This is a genomic window from Bifidobacteriaceae bacterium (assembly GCA_031281585.1).
In the GTDB taxonomy this organism is placed as follows: domain Bacteria; phylum Actinomycetota; class Actinomycetes; order Actinomycetales; family WQXJ01; genus JAIRTF01.
In genome coordinates, this window is sequence record JAITFE010000120.1 from 13,853 (window position 1) to 29,160 (window position 15,308).

Here is a 15,308-nt window from a genome sequence, read left to right on the forward strand (position 1 = left end):
GTCCTGGTTCCGTCAGGCCTGCGGCCGCGCCGGGCTGCCCTCGTTTTCCAGTTCGGCCCGGCGCAGCGCTTCCAAGAACAATTCGGGCAGAGCGTCCCGCCAAGCCCGGCGGCCCACCTGCGCAAGGTTGCCCGGCAAGGGGGCGATCGCCGAATCGGCCTGGTCTTTCCATTTGCTCAGCCAATAATCAGCAGTCGCCAACTCTTGCGCCCCCAAGGCCTCGGCATACGCGGTCAGAACGCCTTCCGCGAGGACCGCCTCGAGCCAATCGAGGGCCCCGCCGTCGCCTTTCGCGGCCGCTTTGACCCGCTTGTCCAAAGTGTTCCGGTCCAAGACCGCGCCGCCAAACGTAAGCGGTCCTTCGGGGTCCAAAAACGCCTGAAGGCGGATGATCTTTGCCCCCGCGCCCTCGCCGGAACTCACAACCCGTGCGGCCTCCGCGCCGCCGGGAAGGTGTCGCAGGAACGCGATCAGCTTCTCGTCGGGACGGCCGGCCAGCGCGTTGGCGGCGTCTTCCGCATGAAGGCGGAGTTGGCGCGCCAACTCCGGACCGGTCTGGATCACCGCCGGGCTCCAACTGGGGCGAAATCTGCTGCGGGCAGGGCCGCCCGCCGCCACGCCCTCGCCCGCTCCGTCCCCGGCCAGACCCGCGGCCGCCCTGCCCGGCGAAGCCACTTCCGGCGATTCGCCCCGCAGCCAAGCGGTCACCTCCTCCTGGCCCCAGCGGTCTTCCCGTTCCCAGGTCAACAGGCCGTCGCAGAGCAGCCGCCACCTGTTGTCCCCGACCAATTCGGTCGAATAGTCGCCATCTTGGCACCTGGACCTGGCGTCTTCTTCGGTGACCGGCGAACCGTCCGCCAAGGCGAACAATTGGCGGCCGGTGTAAAACTCGTAGACCATTGCGCCCAGCGAAAACCAGTCCGATTTCTGCGAGGACTTCTGTGTGTAGACCTCGGGCGCGGCGTAATGCCAGGTTCCCTTCACGGTGGTGGTCACATGGGTGACCGCTTGTTGGGCACGCGCCAAGCCGAAGTCCGCTAGCACCAGGTCCAGCGGGTCCGCTGACCGGACCAGCACGTTGCTCGGTTTGAGGTCGCGGTGCGCAATGCCCTGCCCCAGGGAATGCAGGTAGTCCAGCGCGTTTGCGATTTGTTCGACCGCTGCGGCCAAGAGGCCGTCCGGGAGCCGGCCGCCTTGAGCCTCCACCCATTCCCGCAGGGAGCCCAGTCGGCAGCGCTCTTGGAGCTCCCAGGTGCCGTCCGCCGCGTCGTGGAAGTCGATCAGCCGCACAATGTGCTCCGGGTCCGCCGACTGGAGAAGGCGCATGGCGAACGGATCGGGTGTCAGACCCGCGCGGTACCACTTAAGGATGACCTCTTCGCCGGTCTGCCGGTCCACCAGCAGCGCGATGTCCGCCTCGCCGCCTGACGCCCGCAGGTCGCCCAAGTATTCGTACCGCTCGCCGAGGGGGACGGGCAGGCTCAGCCGCTTGGCCTGCGGCACCCGGCTGTTCGGCTCCCGGCGGGTGACGGCCTCCGCCCGCGCTGGCCCGTCTCCCCGCTCTGACCCGTCCACCCTGGTCGGATTGTCCGCCCGCCCGCTCCCGTCGCTCCGCCCCTGGCTTTCCCTTGCCCGCCCCTGGCCCGGGGGCTCCCGCCTGGTCGGTTGGGCGGTGTCGGCGTTGGGCTCGCCGGGCATCAGAGCTCGTCTCCTCTTGTCCGGGTTCCCCACGCCCATCTGCGGGTTTGCCTCGCGGGCGGCTGTTCGGCCGGGACCGGGAAGGCCGCCCCCGCGGCGATGTCCTCCCCGCCCAATCCCGGCTGTCCCAGCTCCGGCGGACCCACGTGCACGTCCGCCACCACCGCCGAACAGTTGTCTCTCGCCCCAGCCCGGCACGCCCCTTGCACAATCGCCTCTGCCACCTGCTCCGGCCTCCCTCCCGCCGCGCTCAGATCCCTCAGCGCGCCTTGGTCGAGCGCCCCCCAGACGCCGTCCGAACACAACACGAACCGGGTGGAGCCGGGCGGGTGCGGGGCGATCGGGTAGAAGTGCGGGTCGATCCGCTTGGAGCCGCCGATCGCCTGGGTGACGGTGGAGGAACGCGGGTCCCCGGTCCTGTCGTCGGTGCTGAGCGGTCCCAGCCGTCCGTGGTTGAGCCAATAGACCCGGCAGTCGCCCACGTTGACCACCGTCACGCCGCGCTCGGTCACGCCCAGGACGGCTGTCGTGGCGCCCATCTCCGGTGTGCCCAGGGCTTCGCCTGCGGCCTGCACTCTGGCCGAGAGGCCTTCGAACCATGCCTTCCAAGCGGCCGCGAGGGTGTCTTCCACCGTGGTGGAGCCGCACCAGGCCGCGTCCGTGAACACTTGCGCGCCTGAGTAGCGGACGGCCCATTCGGCGTTCGGGTCCAGGCCGTCATCTCCATCAAGGGTTCCTCCGGGATGCGCCGGACGCACCGTCACCAGGGCGGCAGCCACCATCGCGGCGGCCTCGGCGCCGCCCGCATGGCCGCCCATACCGTCCACCACGGCCGTGGTCACACCGGCTGGCGGCACTTGGCCGCTCCACGCCACACTCCCCCGCGGCCCCAGCCCCACGGCCCCAGGGACCACGACCGCGTCCTGGTTCTGGGCGCGCCCGGGTCCCACGTCGGTGCAGGCGCCCACGTCGACCATCACAGTCGGTTTGGCTGATCCGAGCTCGCAATTCGGCTTCCCGCTCATGTTTCCTCCAATTCGGTGCCCGTCCCGTCCTGAACGGCAACCCTCAGCGCCAAGTGCTGGCCCAAACGCAGCTGCGCGGGCAACGAAGCCACGCGGGCGGCGTCTTGCCCCTGGCCGCATTCCTCACCGTCTAACCAGGTGCCGTTGGAGGATCCGGCGTCCCAGACCGTCACCCGGTCGCCCTGTTTGTCCACCACCAGGCGGCAGTGCCGACGCGACACGGAGTCGAACGGCTCCAGGCCCTCCCGGATCTGGGGCACGGGGCTGAGCCTCCCGACCTCGACCACCACGCCCCTCCGCAGTGCCACCGTTTCACCTGATGGCAGCGTCAACGCCGCTAGCGCGGATATCGGCTTGCCGCCGCGCCCGCCGCAGGCGCCGCTTTCGCCGTGGCCGTTTTCTCCGCCGCTCTCGCCCTGGTCGGCCCGGTCCTCGTCGAGGTAGCCTCCCCCACGCCCCCTGCGGCCTGCGCCCTCACCGGGGCTCCGCGAGCGGCCGTCGCCTTCGCCGTCCCAGGCGCTTCCCTCGCCGCCGTTTTCGTGGGCGTCTCCGGCGCCCCCATCAGGCGGCCGGGGCGGTGCGGGCGGCGGGATTTCCACCAGCAGTTCGTCACACCAGTCTGTCCCCTCGGGATGCTCCTGCTTGCACAGCGGGCAAGTGAATGTCCCGCTCACCGCAAGTCCACCTCCACGGCCGGCTCGCCCGCCCGGTCAACGCCCAGAGCCCGGACCGTGACCGGCTGGTCGGGTCCAATCCCGAACAGGACCCGGCCCAACGGGTTGGTCAGGCGCCGTTCCAGGGCGCTGGTTATGCCCCTGCCCCCGGCGGCCAAGTCTTCATCGCCGGTGACCGCCGCGATCAACTGCGCGCGCGCCGCGTCAGTGATGGTGACCTGGTTGCCAACCCGGATGCGGGTGCTGGAGAGAATGGTGTCGATGAACTGGCTGGCCAGGTCCAACGCGACCTGGCCGCGCATGGGCCGGAACACCACAATGTTGTCGCCCAGACGGCCCAACAGCTCCGGACGCCCAAGCGTTTCACGGAAATGCCGTTGGACGGCGTGAAGAATCCTGGCGTCGTAGACGGCGGCCTGCTCCGGGTCGGTCAGATCTAACTTGAGCAGGTCGCCGGAGGCGGCCACACCTTGGTTGGACGTGAACACGATCAGCGCCTCGTTGAACAGCGCCGTGCGGCCCGAGCCGTCGGTTAACCGGCCGTCGGACAGAATCTGCAGGAACAGGTCGTAAACCTCGCGGCCGGCTTTGTCCATCTCATCGAACAGGACTATCGAGTGGGGCCGCTCCATGATCGCGTTCGTGAGCTCGCCGCCCGAACCGTATCCCACATAGCTGGGGGGCGCCCCGACCAGCCGAATCTTGGCATGGTCGTCCTGAAACTCGGTCATGTCGAAACGAACCATGGCCCGTTCGTCCGCGAACACCAACTCGGTGATCGCCTTGACCATCTCGGTCTTGCCGACCCCGGTCGGACCGGCGAAGTACAGCACTCCACGTGGGGCGGTGGAGGGTTTTCGCTGGTGCGCGTTGGTCAGGCCCAAGGCGGACCGCTTGAGGATGTCAAGCACCCGGCCCACCGCCTCGTCCTGGCCGCGAACCCGCCGGCGGAGCACCGCCGCTCCATCCGCCAACTGTTCGCGCAGACGTTGCGACTGCCACGGGTTTTCCCGCAGTCCTTCCCGGTAGGTGCGCACAGCGCCCTCAATGTCCTGCGCCACCGAATTGGTCCCGGCCGCCAATTTGACCGCCTCAAACATGCCCCGGGTGGTGAACCCCTCCGTCGCGTCCGCGAACCGCTGCGCCACCTCCGGCCGCTGTTCGGGGGCGACCTGATCCGCGATCAACAGGTCGGCCACCCGCAGGCGGGTGTCGACGTCCGGCTGGCTGATGGCGATCTGCCAGATCCCGTCACCCCTGGTCAGCCAAGGCGGCAGGTCGTCTGGCCGGTCCACCAGCCAGATCACGGGATGGCGCTGGAAGGCGGCCCGGCCCGGCCACGCGAACCGGATCGGCTGGTCGTTGAACAGGGCGTGCGCGTCCGCCAGCATGAGCGAGGCCAGCATGAGCTGTTTGAACCCCTGGTCCGTCGGCCCGGCGTCCTCGCGCATTTGGGAGGTGTAGTCGATCGCCAACGCCATTGCGGGATCCTCGATCGAGGCGACCGCCTCCGCGATCGCGTCCATCCCCATGAAGCTGATCTCCGCCGAGTTCGGGTCGTTTGACGCCTCGATCGCCCGTTCGGCGGGCGTCCGCAGGAGCTTGTCCACCAGCCCCGGCTTGGTTCGCCGGGCGAGCGCCTTGCGGATCTCCGCATGCTCGCGGCCCGCCGCCACCCTGCGGATCACCAGGCCATTCAACGGGTCGAACGTCAGCAGCGCCGCGAACCCCGCCTCGCTCAGCACCTGCCAGATCGCGTTCGCCGTGGTCGCGGGCCTGAGCGCGCCCCCAACCGGGATTGGGTGCAGGTCGTGGACCCCGCCGTGGATCACGGTGACAGCGGTCACCGGCAGCGAGGCGTAGAACGTCCGCAGCCACAAGGGCGTGGCCTTCTCGCCTGGCCGGAGCCACCCCGGCGTGACTCCGTCCGCCGAGCCATCGCCCAATGCCGTCTCCCCATGTGCCCGCGCCGACCCCTCGCCGTCGCCTAACGCGGCCGGCGGGTCACTTCCGAGCGGGGTGCCGGACGAAACCGGGCTGGAGGCGGTGGGCGGGCTGGGAGGCGCGGCGGCATCGGGCGATGGCGGTTGGTCCCACGGACTGGGCGGAACTGGCTGGCTCATGTGGCCCTCCTGTTGACTTGGCGACGCGCTTGGGCTTGGCGGCGCCGGCGGCGGGCGGCCGAATTGGGCGCCGCCCGTGCGGCCTTCGGAACGGCGACCGCACCGGGGGCGTGCTCAAAGGCGAGCGCCATGTCGACGCCCCGACTCCGCAACTGGTCGGCGAGCGCCGCCACCTTGGCGCACGTCTCCTCTTCGGCGCGGGCGTCCTGCTCGGGGGTTGTCTCCCGTTCCGCCACGACGCGGGTCAGGACCTTCGCCTCTTCAGCGTCAACTTCGACCCGCAGGCCGTAACCGGGGTGGTCGGCATGGTCTGCGACGGCCGCCGCCTGGTTTGGCGCCACCGATTCGAAGCCGCCGTCCAAAGTGAAGCCCAGGTCCGCCAACGCGCCGGTCAAGGCCTCAATGACGTAGGCGGCTTCCTCCTGTTCCCGGAGGGAGCGGGCGAGCATCCCGGCCGCCTCGCGGACAGCCGCGACTTCCTGAACCGACCCGGCGGCCGCGGCCTGGGCGCGGATCCTCGCGGCTTCGGGGGTGTCGATGTGGGCGATCACCCGCACCGCCTGCTCCGCCAGGTCTTGGCAATCCTGGGCGCGAAGCGCCTTGGCGACCCTGGTCTTCAGCGTGAGCAGATCGGCCTGCGCCTGTTTCGGCGAAGTCGTCTCCGCGATCTTGACGGCGAGGTCCGCCAGGCGGTCGCGGGCGGACGGGTCGCGGATGGCCGCGGCAAACCGGGCGACTTTCTCCAATTCGGCGGTCAGGCGGGCGGCCGCGTGATCGGCCGGAGGCCGACTGGCATTGGCCGCAGCGTCAACTTGGCCGTGGGAGTCTTGGTCGTCTCGGCTCCCGTCTGCGGCCGCGAGCCGGGCTTGGATGACCTTGGCGGACTCAAGCCGGAGGGTTTCGCGGGCTTGGCCAACTGCGTCGCTCAGATCTTTCTCCCAGGCCTCGACGGACATGCTGTCCTTGCGCACTGGTTGGGCCACTGAGGCGTCCGCGCCGTAACGCTCAAGCTGGGCGGCGAGCCGCGCCAGCGCGCTCAAATGGGCCGCGCAGGAGGCCTCGCGCGCCTTGGCTTCGCGGCGCCGGTCCAATTCCTTCGCGCTGACCACATACCCGTAGCCTTTGGGACCGCTCACAGGCCCGCCCAAACCGGCCAAGTTCGCCGCATCTACAAGGACCTCCGTCTCGTTTCCAACCAGTCCGGCGCCGCCCCGCCCCGGCCAGGGCGGGCCTCACAGGTCCATCCTCCCGTGCCACGCCGCCCCCGTCCAGGCGGCGCTGACCGTGACGGCCGGGGAGCCGCCAAGCCGAGCCCGCCGGCTGCCGCAACCGCTCGCGAGGCGCGGACGGCCTTGAGCGCCTGCGGCCATAGGCACGCGAGTTCCGGCGCGCGCCCCGGCGCCGGACGGCGACCCGTCCGCTTGGCGTTCAGGCGGGGAAGACCTGCTCAAACGCCGCCAAGACCGGCGCGCTGAAAAGGACGAACCGGACAAGCTCAACGTCCGTTTCCGTCTCCGTGAGGGCTTCTTGGGCGGCCCGCGCGACGGCATCGGCGGCCCAGCCGTAGACACCGGCGCTGACGGCCGGAAACGCGACCGACCGGGCGCCCAACTGGTCGGCGACCCGCAAAGACTCCGCGAAGCAGCTTCGCAGCAGCGCCGGGTCGGTTTCGCCCGCGTGGCGATTCGGGCCCACGGTGTGGATAACCCAGCGGCAGGGCAACCCGCCGGCGCCCGTGGCGACGGCCTGGCCCACCGGCAGGCCGTCCGGCAGCCTGGTGCGCCGCAGCTCTTCGCATTCCGCCAGCAACGCCGGCCCGGCGGCGCGGTGGATAGCGCCATCGACGCCGCCTCCCCCGAGGAGCGCCGAGTTCGCCGCGTTCACAATGGCGTCCACCGCCTGACGAGTGATGTCGCCCTGAGTCAGTTCGATTCGCACAGGCCAATCCTTCCAGCCACGGGCGGCACCAGCCTCCACCCGGCCTGGCCCGCTGGCCTGACCGCGGGTCACAGGCTGCGGCGGCCCTCAAGCGCGCGGGACAACGTGACCTCGTCGGCGTATTCCAGGTCGCCGCCCACCGGCAGGCCGGAGGCGAGCCGGGTGACCGGTATCTCCAGCGCCCTCAGGGCCCGGGCCAGGTAGGTGGCGGTCGCCTCGCCCTCGATATTCGGGTCGGTCGCCACGATCACCTCCCCAACGGGTTCGGCGCCCAGCCGCGCCAGCAGTTCGCGGATGTGCAGGTCGTCCGGACCAATCCCCCGGATGGGGCTGATCGCCCCGCCGAGCACGTGGTACAGCCCCCGGTACTCCCTGGTCCGCTCGATCGCGATGACGTCTTTGGGCTCGGACACAACGCAGATGACCGCCTGGTCGCGGCGCGGATCCTGGCAGACCGCGCAGAGCGGCTGCTCCGCGATGTTGAAGCACCGCTCGCACAGCCGCACCTTCTCTTTGACCGCGCCCAAGGCGCCGACCAGCCGCTCCACGTCTTCGGCCGGGGCGTTGAGGATGTGGAACGCGATTCGGCTGGCGCCCTTCGGCCCAACCCCCGGCAACGACGCCAGCTCATCCACCAAATCCTGCAAGGCGCCGCTGAACACCAGGCCACCCTAGCGGTCCCGGCCCCGCGACGCGGGGATTGTTCGCGGCCAGGGCACACGCCGGCCCGGGCGTTCGCGCCTTTGGGCCGCCATTTGCCCGATGCCGTCCGGCCACCGTTCCGCCGCCCGGCCCGGCCGCGCTTTCCCCGGGAGGCGGCCATAGCGCGACTCCCTGCTGCGGCGTTCCGCCGCGCTGTCTCCGCGCTCGCGCTTCGCCAATCTCGCAAACGGCCCCTGCGGCAGCTGCAACTATCCCCCCGAAACCCCTGCAATCATCCCCCTAAAATCCCTGCCATCATCCCCCTAACCTGCCTGCAAATCTCCCCTCGAAACCCATGCAAATCTCCCCCTCAGACCCCTGCGATTCCCTCCTTCGCGTTAGTATTGCGGGGTGGACACCAAAGCAGTACTGGGACACTCCTACCGACCGCGGGTCATCGACCCCCTGGTAACGGAGGCGCTGTCGACCTCCGGAGCCGTGCTGATCGAAGGGCCGCGAGCTTGCGGCAAGACCATGACGGCCATGAACGCGGCATCGTCCTACGCCTTCCTGGATGATCCCGCAACGGCCCAGATAGCCGCGATCTCCCCGGCAGCGGTCCTGGACGGCGCCAGTCCACGGCTCCTGGACGAATGGCAGCTTGCCCCCGATTTGTGGAACCTAGTACGCCGCCGTGTTGACGCGGCTCCCCGAAAAGGGTTGTTCTTGCTCACCGGTTCCGCCGTTCCCGCAGACGACGCGACACGGCACACTGGAGCCGGCCGCATTCTGCGCCTCAGGGAACGCACTTCGACTTGGGCGGAGAAATCGGTCCCACACGCGCCGGCCGGAGTTAGCTTGACCGGCTTGTTCAACAACGGCCTGCCCCGCGCGGATCTATCGGACGCAATGACCTACCAAGATGTGGTGGAACAACTGTTGCGCCCCGGGTTTCCCGCGATGACCACACTGGCGCCCGAACGCGCCTTCAGGCTGCTCAGGGCCTACATTGATGAGGTCGCGCGCGCTGATGTGCCAAGGCTGGCCGACGGGCGAAGGGAACCGGCGGTGGTGGCGCGCGTGATCGCGGCCGTCGCCCGGTCGGTCGCGTCGGAGGTCTCCTACACCACCCTCGCCGCAGATGTGGGCGAGGTTTCGCCATCGATCAAGCCTGAGACGGCGGCCGAATATGTCCGCTTGCTGGAGCGCCTTTTTGTGGTCGAGACCCAACCGGCCTGGACGCCCCGTCTCCGCTCCCGGGCGCGTCTTCGCAGGTCGGCCAAGGTGCATCTGGCCGATCCCGCGTTGGCCGCCGCCGCTTTGGGCGCGGGCCGCGAGCGGCTGCAGCGCGACCCCGCGACAGTCGGCCTGCTCTTCGAGAGCGCTGTTTTCCACGATCTCAGCGTGTTCGCAGAGTTGCTGGGGGGCGAAGTGCGTCATTACCGCGACTCCAACGGGCATGAGATCGACGCCGTTGTGGCGCTGCCGGACGGCCGATGGGCGGCCGTCGAGGTTAAGCTTGGCGGCGGCCAGGCGCCGCCCGCCGCAGAGTCGTTGGCCCGTGCGGTGGCGCAAATCGACCCTGTGGCGGCCGGGGAGCCCGCGTTCCGTCTAATCGTGACCGGAACCGGCCAAACCTATGTCATGGGCGACGGCACCATCACCTGCCCGTTGAGGGCACTGCGCCCCTGAATAGTCGTCCGCCCCCCAACCTCCTGTCGGTGCGGCGGCGATTTGACACCCCCCCGGCTGTGTATCGTGCGAGTCAGCCGCATCCTGAGCGACTCAGCGGGCTTCGGCGCAGAATGGCACCTCGAGGCCCCCGCCCAACAACAGGAGGGACCGGGAAACATGACCCGAATCAAAAAGCTGTCGATCCTATTCATTCCGGCATTGGCCTTTGGCGCAGCCATACTCACCGGTGGCGCAAACCCCGCTAGCACGGCAACGGCCCTCATCGGCGCGAATTGCGAAGCAAAGACTGACTCCCGCCAGACAACGTTCGCCGCCGAGTGGCGTGCCAAGGCCAAGTGCACCACGATCAACAGCGATTCCAAAGTCCAAGGAACGTTGGTAAGAGATCTCGCTGCTGATCCGAGTACCCAGTGGTTCACGACCACCGGGACCTGGTACTACACCGGATGGTGGCCCAAGGTTCCTTTTACGAGCAATCCCACCGCGCGATACACTGTCGCCCACAGATAGGTGCCCTAATTCGCCGGGTCGAGTCGCTCCTCAACTGAGGCCAGCGCTTGACCCGGCGAAAAACATCCGTCGAGGCCTGGCGGCTAGTTCCCGCCCCGGTCGAGCCGTTGGGAGGACTTGATATGAGTAATGGGGCGAACCGGGCCGTCGCCAGACCTCAGCTGTCGCTCATTTTGGCGTTAGTCGCGGTTTCAACGCTCGGGGCCTGCAGTGGTCAAGGCCAACGCGCCCACGAACCCGGCGATGCGGTCGGCCTGGCTGCCCAACAGGCCCAAGCTAGAGAGTTCGCTGCGTGCATGACCGAAGCGGGCGTCGCTGCAGATGTCGCCCCCATGGAAGGCGATCAGCGCCTGGTAGCCGACTTCGTCTCCGAGAGCGTGGCAACCGTTGTTTGGAAGACGCCCGATGGTTACGGCGGTTACACAAAAGGCCTGCTTGCAACGCCGGAACTGGAGCAACAGGCAGAAGCCGCTTTGGATGAGCTTTCAAAAGACCGACGCCAAGAATACAAGCTGATTGTCGATGGAGTCGACATGTCCAAAGAATTCGAGCAGTGCTATGAGTCAAGCGGCTACACTGACCCAAGCAGAATCGCCGATCCGAGGCGCGAACTGGCGGATAAGGAAGCGATTGTGGAGGCATCGCTGCGATGGGCGGAATGTGCCCGCGCTAACGGCTTCCCGTCCACAAAGGACCCGATTGACCCGGTTGCCGACGATTACGCGACCCGCCCAACGCTGACGCTTCCCAAAGACATAACTGCCGAGGAATTGAACAAACTCTTGACGAGTTGCCCAGTATGGGACGAATCCGGGCCAAGCGATCAGGCGGCACCTTCGATCGGGTTTGACGTTCCCGGCTTCGACGGCAACCGGGGCATCGACAAGCTCAGCCGCGACGAAGCGGCCTGGTATGGTCAACTGCTCGCGCAGATCCAAGAATCGGCCGAAGCCACCCGTCCCGCAGGTTGGTGATAGGCAGCGGCTCTTGCAGACCGGGCACCGAAATACGCTCAGCATTCAGCGGGTCGGTGCCGACGACTCGCGCTGATACTCGTCGGCGATGTAAGCCGCGTTCTCTCCCCACGTCAGGGTTTCCGGGTTCAACAGGTTGCGGTAGGCGCGCGACCCCAGGAACGCCCGCAGCGCGGTGTCGAAACCAAGGCCCCCGGGCACGGCTATCTCCGTTGCGGTCTTCTCAGTCTTGATGGCGATCAGCGAGGATAACTCCCTGCCTTTGTTAGTGATAGTCACAGGCTGATACTCTCCAGCAAGGTCGGCCGCGCGATCGCCGCGCGCGAATGGAACGAGACCTGGTCGTTCGCCCTGCAGTACGCCAATTGTCGAATCGCGGCATGGGTGTCTATGAGACCGTCCACATACAGGGTGATGGTGGCCGCGGTGGTGTAGAAACCGCGACCGAAGTCGCGGCGGTCCTTGGACACGCGCAAGTCGATCTGGTCGATGGCGACATTGCTGCCGTGGCCGAGCCTCACTCTGTCCGCGACCTTACGCGCATCACGTCCTCGGCGAAATCCGCGCTCTCCCAGAACGCCTGGGTGTGCAGCGTGGCGTAGTTGTGGCGGATCATGGCCAACACGCCGTTGGACCGGAGCAAGTCGAACGCTTCCCCGCCGGGGATCGCATGGCGGGCCGCATATCCCTGTACTGCGGCAACCACCAGAAGGTTCTCGTCACGCTCCCTGACGCTCTCCAAAGGCACCTGGCAAGTCCATGGCGCCGCGTGACTCTCCCGCAGATCCCGTCTTGCCTCATGCCAAGACGGAGCCGGCGAGCGATGCGCGTCGGCTGCGTTGCCGATTCGTCGGACCATAGGCCAAAATGCGTGCCCCCAAGCCATGCTTGCCCTGGCCGGGAGGCCTCGTCATCGACCGGTGGCGAAGCCCTCGGCGCGGGCCGCCCGGATCAGTCGCGAGTCAAGGCTCAGGACCGCCTGCGCGCCCTGCGCCTTGGCGACAGCGATGACGCAGGCGTCGCGCATCTTGAGGCGCGTGGCGCGTTTAGCCTCGGCCAATTGTTCCGCCGTGGTGTGGTGGAACGTGAAGCCGTCCTCGCGCATGACCTCGATCAGGCCTTCCCACTCGGACTTGTCCATGCCCGCCAGCATTTCCGCCAAGTTCACGGTGTGCATCACCAATTCGGGCCACCCCGCGATCAGCTCAACAGCGGCGCCGTGGAAAGGCTCGTCCACGTTCTGCCACGCGATGGCGGCGGACGCGTCCACGGCTGCGCGCCCGGAGGACGTCAATCCCATTCCTCGCGCATTTCGGCCAGGCGGGCCAGCCCGCCCTCGAACGGAAACCGCCCCGCGTCGGCCTCAAGCTTCGCCCGCCGGGCCTCGAACGCCAGGTCGGGGTCCTGCTTGAGCTTTTCCTCACCCAGTTCGGCCAGCTTGACGATCAGCCGCGAAACGGACTTCTCGTCCGGCCACGCGACTCGAGCCGTGCACAGAGCCGAACTGAGCGAAGGCACTTCGGTAACCATGTGGCGTTTCAACGTTGTGGGCATGTCGCCGAGTGTAACACCGCTAGCCAAGACAGTGAAGCACTCCGGCCCGTTCGAACAAGACCAGGCGCACGATGCCGTTCGGTCACCCGCCCAGCACCGACACGCCTGCGGCGGTCGCGGCGTCGCGAAGGCGGGGGTCCAAGGTGGCCAGCGGCAAACCGGTGGTCTGGGGCCAAGAGCGGGTAGACGGCATCGTAGGCGGTCGACCTGTAGGCCGGCTGCCTAACAGGGGCTTGCGCCCTTCAGTACCTCGGGTTACGATGTACCAGTACTTGGCGACACAAGGTATTGGAGAGGGCATTGGACGACTTGACCGAGTTGCTCAAAGGCGTGCTGGAGGGATGCGTGCTGCACATCCTGTCGCGCGGTGGCGGCTACGGATACCAGATCGTCCGGTCGCTCAACCAAGCCGGGTTCTCATCCGTGTCGGAGGGCACGGTCTATCCCATCTTGCTGCGCCTGGAGAACAGGGGACTGGTCGAGGTCTCCCGGATGCGTTCGGAAGCCGGCCCCCCGCGCAAGGTCTACACGCTGAACGGCGCCGGCCGGGAGGCTCTGGAGTCGTTCTGGCGGCGCTGGGAGTTCGTCTCTTCGCGCCTGGCCGTCATGAGGGAGGAAGACAATGCTTGATTGGTTGCGGCGCGTGCGCCGCGAGAAGCGGGAATGGCGCGCGCACGAACGCCGGGTCGCGGCCCTGCCGGAGGATTACCGCGCGGTCATGAAGCTGATCGAGAAATACCTGTGGAACTTCGCCGCGGACGCGCAGATGATCCCGGTGCTCTACGGCATCCGCGAACTGTTCGAGGAGGGGGCCGCCGCCGGCCGGCCGGTGCTGGAGGTGACTGGCCCCGACGTGGCCGCCTTCGCCGGCAACGTGCTGGCCGAATCGCAGGCGGCCACCTGGACGGGCAAGAAGGGCGAGGAGTTGAACGCCCGGATCCGGGCCGCGCTCGCCAGGGAGGACCGGACCGATGCCTCCTGACGGCCTGGCCATCGAGGCCAAAGGGCTCCGCAAGGCGTTCGGATCCCATGAAGTGCTCAAAGGGTTGGACTTGGCCGTGGCCGCCGGTTCGGTGTTCGCCCTGCTCGGGGCGAACGGCGCGGGCAAGACGACAACCGTCTCCATCTTGACCACGCTGCTCAGGCCGGACTCCGGCACCGCGCGGGTGGCCGGATTCGACGTGGTCGCCGAAGCCGCGAAGGTGCGCCGGGCCATCACGGTCTCAGGCCAGAACGTGGCTGTCGACCCGGTGCTCACGGGTTTGGAGAACCTGGTCCTGATCGCCAAACTCCGCCACGTTGGCGGGCCACGGCGATTGGCGGAGGGGCTTGCGGAACGCTTTGGTTTGGCCGATGCCGTCCGCAAGCCCGCCAGCGCCTATTCCGGCGGCATGAAGCGCCGCCTCGACATCGCGATGAGCCTGATCGGGGAACCCGCGGTGGTTTTCCTGGACGAGCCGACCACGGGCCTGGACCCGGCGGGGCGCCGCGAAGTCTGGGACGCCGTCAAGCAAATGGCGGCCGGCGGCGTGACGGTCATGCTGACGACCCAATACATGGAGGAGGCCGCCCGGCTTGCCGACACCATCGCCTTGCTCCACGACGGATCCATCAGGGTGGCGGGCCGCCACCAGGCGGTGCTGGACGCCGCCGGCGGGGCCGAGGACCTGGAAACCGCCTTTCTGATCCTCACCGGCCAGACTTGCGCCGCCGCAGAGGGGCCAGCGTGAACGCCGGCCAAGACGCGCGCACGCTGACCGCGCGGGTGCTCAAACACAATCTCCGCTCCCCCGACACGATTGTCACCACCCTGGTGACGCCGGTCATGATCCTGCTGGCCTTCGTCTTTGTGCTGGGCGGCGCCATGGACACCGGCGAGGTGCGCTACGTCGACTTTGTCATGCCAGTGGTGCTCTTGTTCGCCATGGTCTCCGGCGTCTCCTACACCGCCTGGCGGGTCAACCAGGACGTGGCCAGCGGCATCCAGGCCCGCTTCCGCACAATGCCGATCGCGCGCTGGGCCATCACCGGCGGCCACATCCTCGCGTCCATCCTGACCAACGCGGTTTCGGTGGCAGCCTTGTTCGGCATAGCGCTCGTGGCCGGCTACCGGCCGCAAGCTGGCCCGGCGGGCTGGGCCGCAACCATCGCCCTTGTGCTGGCGGCCTTGGTCGCGTTCGCGACCATGGGCACGGCCTTCGGGTTTCTGGCGAAGACGAACGAGGGCGCGGGCATGTTCGCCTACGTGGCGATGGCGTTGCTGTTCGTCTCCTCCGGCTTCGCGCCAACGTCCACCATGCCGGCCGGACTGCGCGCCTTCGCCGACCACCAGCCCATGACCCCCATCATCGACGCCATCAGAGACGCCCAACTGGGCGCCGGCAGCGCCACGACCACCCTGATCGCCCTCGCCTGGCTGACCGCGATCACAATCCTGTTCGCCGCCCTGGCAACGCTGGGCGGCAAGCGCCGCGC

At 68.2% G+C, this 15,308-nt stretch carries 19 protein-coding genes; 7 read left to right on the plus strand and 12 right to left on the minus strand.

What is annotated here, in order from left to right; translation table 11 throughout:
• Positions 1–12 precede the first annotated feature (12 nt).
• The 7 genes from LBC97_12975 to recR form a co-directional block, all read right to left on the minus strand.
• On the minus strand, positions 13–1,698 hold the full coding sequence (locus LBC97_12975) for a protein kinase (protein MDR2566938.1): 1,686 nt from the start codon (positions 1,696–1,698) through the stop codon (positions 13–15).
• Positions 1,698–2,723, minus strand: a complete 1,026-nt coding sequence (locus tag LBC97_12980; protein ID MDR2566939.1) for a protein phosphatase 2C domain-containing protein — start codon at positions 2,721–2,723, stop codon at positions 1,698–1,700. The genes LBC97_12975 and LBC97_12980 overlap by 1 nt, the downstream gene beginning before the upstream one ends.
• The gene (locus LBC97_12985; GenBank protein ID MDR2566940.1) at positions 2,720–3,397 is read right to left on the minus strand and encodes an FHA domain-containing protein; all 678 of its coding nucleotides are present in this window, start codon (positions 3,395–3,397) and stop codon (positions 2,720–2,722) included. Before LBC97_12985 ends, LBC97_12980 begins: the two co-directional genes overlap by 4 nt.
• On the minus strand, positions 3,394–5,520 hold the full coding sequence (locus LBC97_12990) for an AAA family ATPase (protein MDR2566941.1): 2,127 nt from the start codon (positions 5,518–5,520) through the stop codon (positions 3,394–3,396). Before LBC97_12990 ends, LBC97_12985 begins: the two co-directional genes overlap by 4 nt.
• Complete coding sequence (locus LBC97_12995) at positions 5,517–6,656, minus strand: hypothetical protein (protein MDR2566942.1); 1,140 nt, start codon at positions 6,654–6,656, stop codon at positions 5,517–5,519. The genes LBC97_12990 and LBC97_12995 overlap by 4 nt, the downstream gene beginning before the upstream one ends.
• A 292-nt stretch (positions 6,657–6,948) precedes the next feature.
• On the minus strand, positions 6,949–7,458 hold the full coding sequence (locus tag LBC97_13000) for an O-acetyl-ADP-ribose deacetylase (GenBank protein ID MDR2566943.1): 510 nt from the start codon (positions 7,456–7,458) through the stop codon (positions 6,949–6,951).
• A 68-nt stretch (positions 7,459–7,526) separates the two neighbouring features.
• Complete coding sequence (gene recR / locus LBC97_13005) at positions 7,527–8,123, minus strand: recombination mediator RecR (GenBank protein ID MDR2566944.1); 597 nt, start codon at positions 8,121–8,123, stop codon at positions 7,527–7,529.
• 388 nt (positions 8,124–8,511) lie between these two features.
• On the opposite strand from recR, the gene LBC97_13010 reads away from it, so the two are divergent.
• The 3 genes from LBC97_13010 (at position 8,512) to LBC97_13020 (ending at position 11,279) form a co-directional block, all read left to right on the plus strand.
• Positions 8,512–9,792: a DUF4143 domain-containing protein gene (locus tag LBC97_13010; protein MDR2566945.1), complete on the plus strand. Its 1,281-nt coding sequence runs from the start codon at positions 8,512–8,514 to the stop codon at positions 9,790–9,792.
• A gap of 159 nt (positions 9,793–9,951) precedes the next feature.
• A complete protein-coding gene (locus LBC97_13015) occupies positions 9,952–10,305 on the plus strand; it encodes a hypothetical protein (GenBank protein MDR2566946.1) in 354 nt (117 codons plus the stop codon).
• Between the two features lie 296 nt (positions 10,306–10,601).
• Positions 10,602–11,279: a hypothetical protein gene (locus tag LBC97_13020; GenBank protein MDR2566947.1), complete on the plus strand. Its 678-nt coding sequence runs from the start codon at positions 10,602–10,604 to the stop codon at positions 11,277–11,279.
• 45 nt (positions 11,280–11,324) lie between these two features.
• On the opposite strand, the gene LBC97_13025 is transcribed toward LBC97_13020, so the two are convergent.
• The 5 genes from LBC97_13025 to LBC97_13045 form a co-directional block, all read right to left on the minus strand.
• Complete coding sequence (locus LBC97_13025; GenBank protein MDR2566948.1) at positions 11,325–11,558, minus strand: hypothetical protein; 234 nt, start codon at positions 11,556–11,558, stop codon at positions 11,325–11,327.
• Positions 11,555–11,800, minus strand: coding sequence for a DUF3990 domain-containing protein (locus LBC97_13030; protein MDR2566949.1), 246 nt, complete (start codon positions 11,798–11,800; stop codon positions 11,555–11,557). The genes LBC97_13025 and LBC97_13030 overlap by 4 nt, the downstream gene beginning before the upstream one ends.
• Positions 11,797–12,027 (minus strand): DUF3791 domain-containing protein, encoded by a 231-nt coding sequence (locus LBC97_13035; protein ID MDR2566950.1) that lies wholly within the window; start codon positions 12,025–12,027, stop codon positions 11,797–11,799. Before LBC97_13035 ends, LBC97_13030 begins: the two co-directional genes overlap by 4 nt.
• 162 nt (positions 12,028–12,189) lie before the next feature.
• Entirely contained in the window at positions 12,190–12,579 is a 390-nt protein-coding gene (locus LBC97_13040; protein MDR2566951.1) for a PIN domain-containing protein, read from the minus strand.
• Positions 12,570–12,833, minus strand: a complete 264-nt coding sequence (locus LBC97_13045) for a hypothetical protein (GenBank protein MDR2566952.1) — start codon at positions 12,831–12,833, stop codon at positions 12,570–12,572. The genes LBC97_13040 and LBC97_13045 overlap by 10 nt, the downstream gene beginning before the upstream one ends.
• A gap of 300 nt (positions 12,834–13,133) precedes the next feature.
• Here LBC97_13045 and LBC97_13050 point away from each other — a divergent pair, with 300 nt between their 5' ends.
• From LBC97_13050 to LBC97_13065, 4 genes are all read left to right on the plus strand, one after another.
• Entirely contained in the window at positions 13,134–13,463 is a 330-nt protein-coding gene (locus tag LBC97_13050; GenBank protein MDR2566953.1) for a PadR family transcriptional regulator, read from the plus strand.
• Positions 13,456–13,815 carry a DUF1048 domain-containing protein gene (locus tag LBC97_13055; protein ID MDR2566954.1) on the plus strand — a complete coding sequence of 120 codons (360 nt, stop codon included), beginning with the start codon at positions 13,456–13,458 and terminating at the stop codon, positions 13,813–13,815. Before LBC97_13050 ends, LBC97_13055 begins: the two co-directional genes overlap by 8 nt.
• Positions 13,805–14,563 carry an ATP-binding cassette domain-containing protein gene (locus LBC97_13060; GenBank protein ID MDR2566955.1) on the plus strand — a complete coding sequence of 253 codons (759 nt, stop codon included), beginning with the start codon at positions 13,805–13,807 and terminating at the stop codon, positions 14,561–14,563. Before LBC97_13055 ends, LBC97_13060 begins: the two co-directional genes overlap by 11 nt.
• Positions 14,560–15,308, plus strand: a 749-nt coding sequence (locus LBC97_13065) for an ABC transporter permease (protein ID MDR2566956.1), incomplete at its 3' end; no start/stop codon positions are given. The genes LBC97_13060 and LBC97_13065, both read left to right, overlap by 4 nt.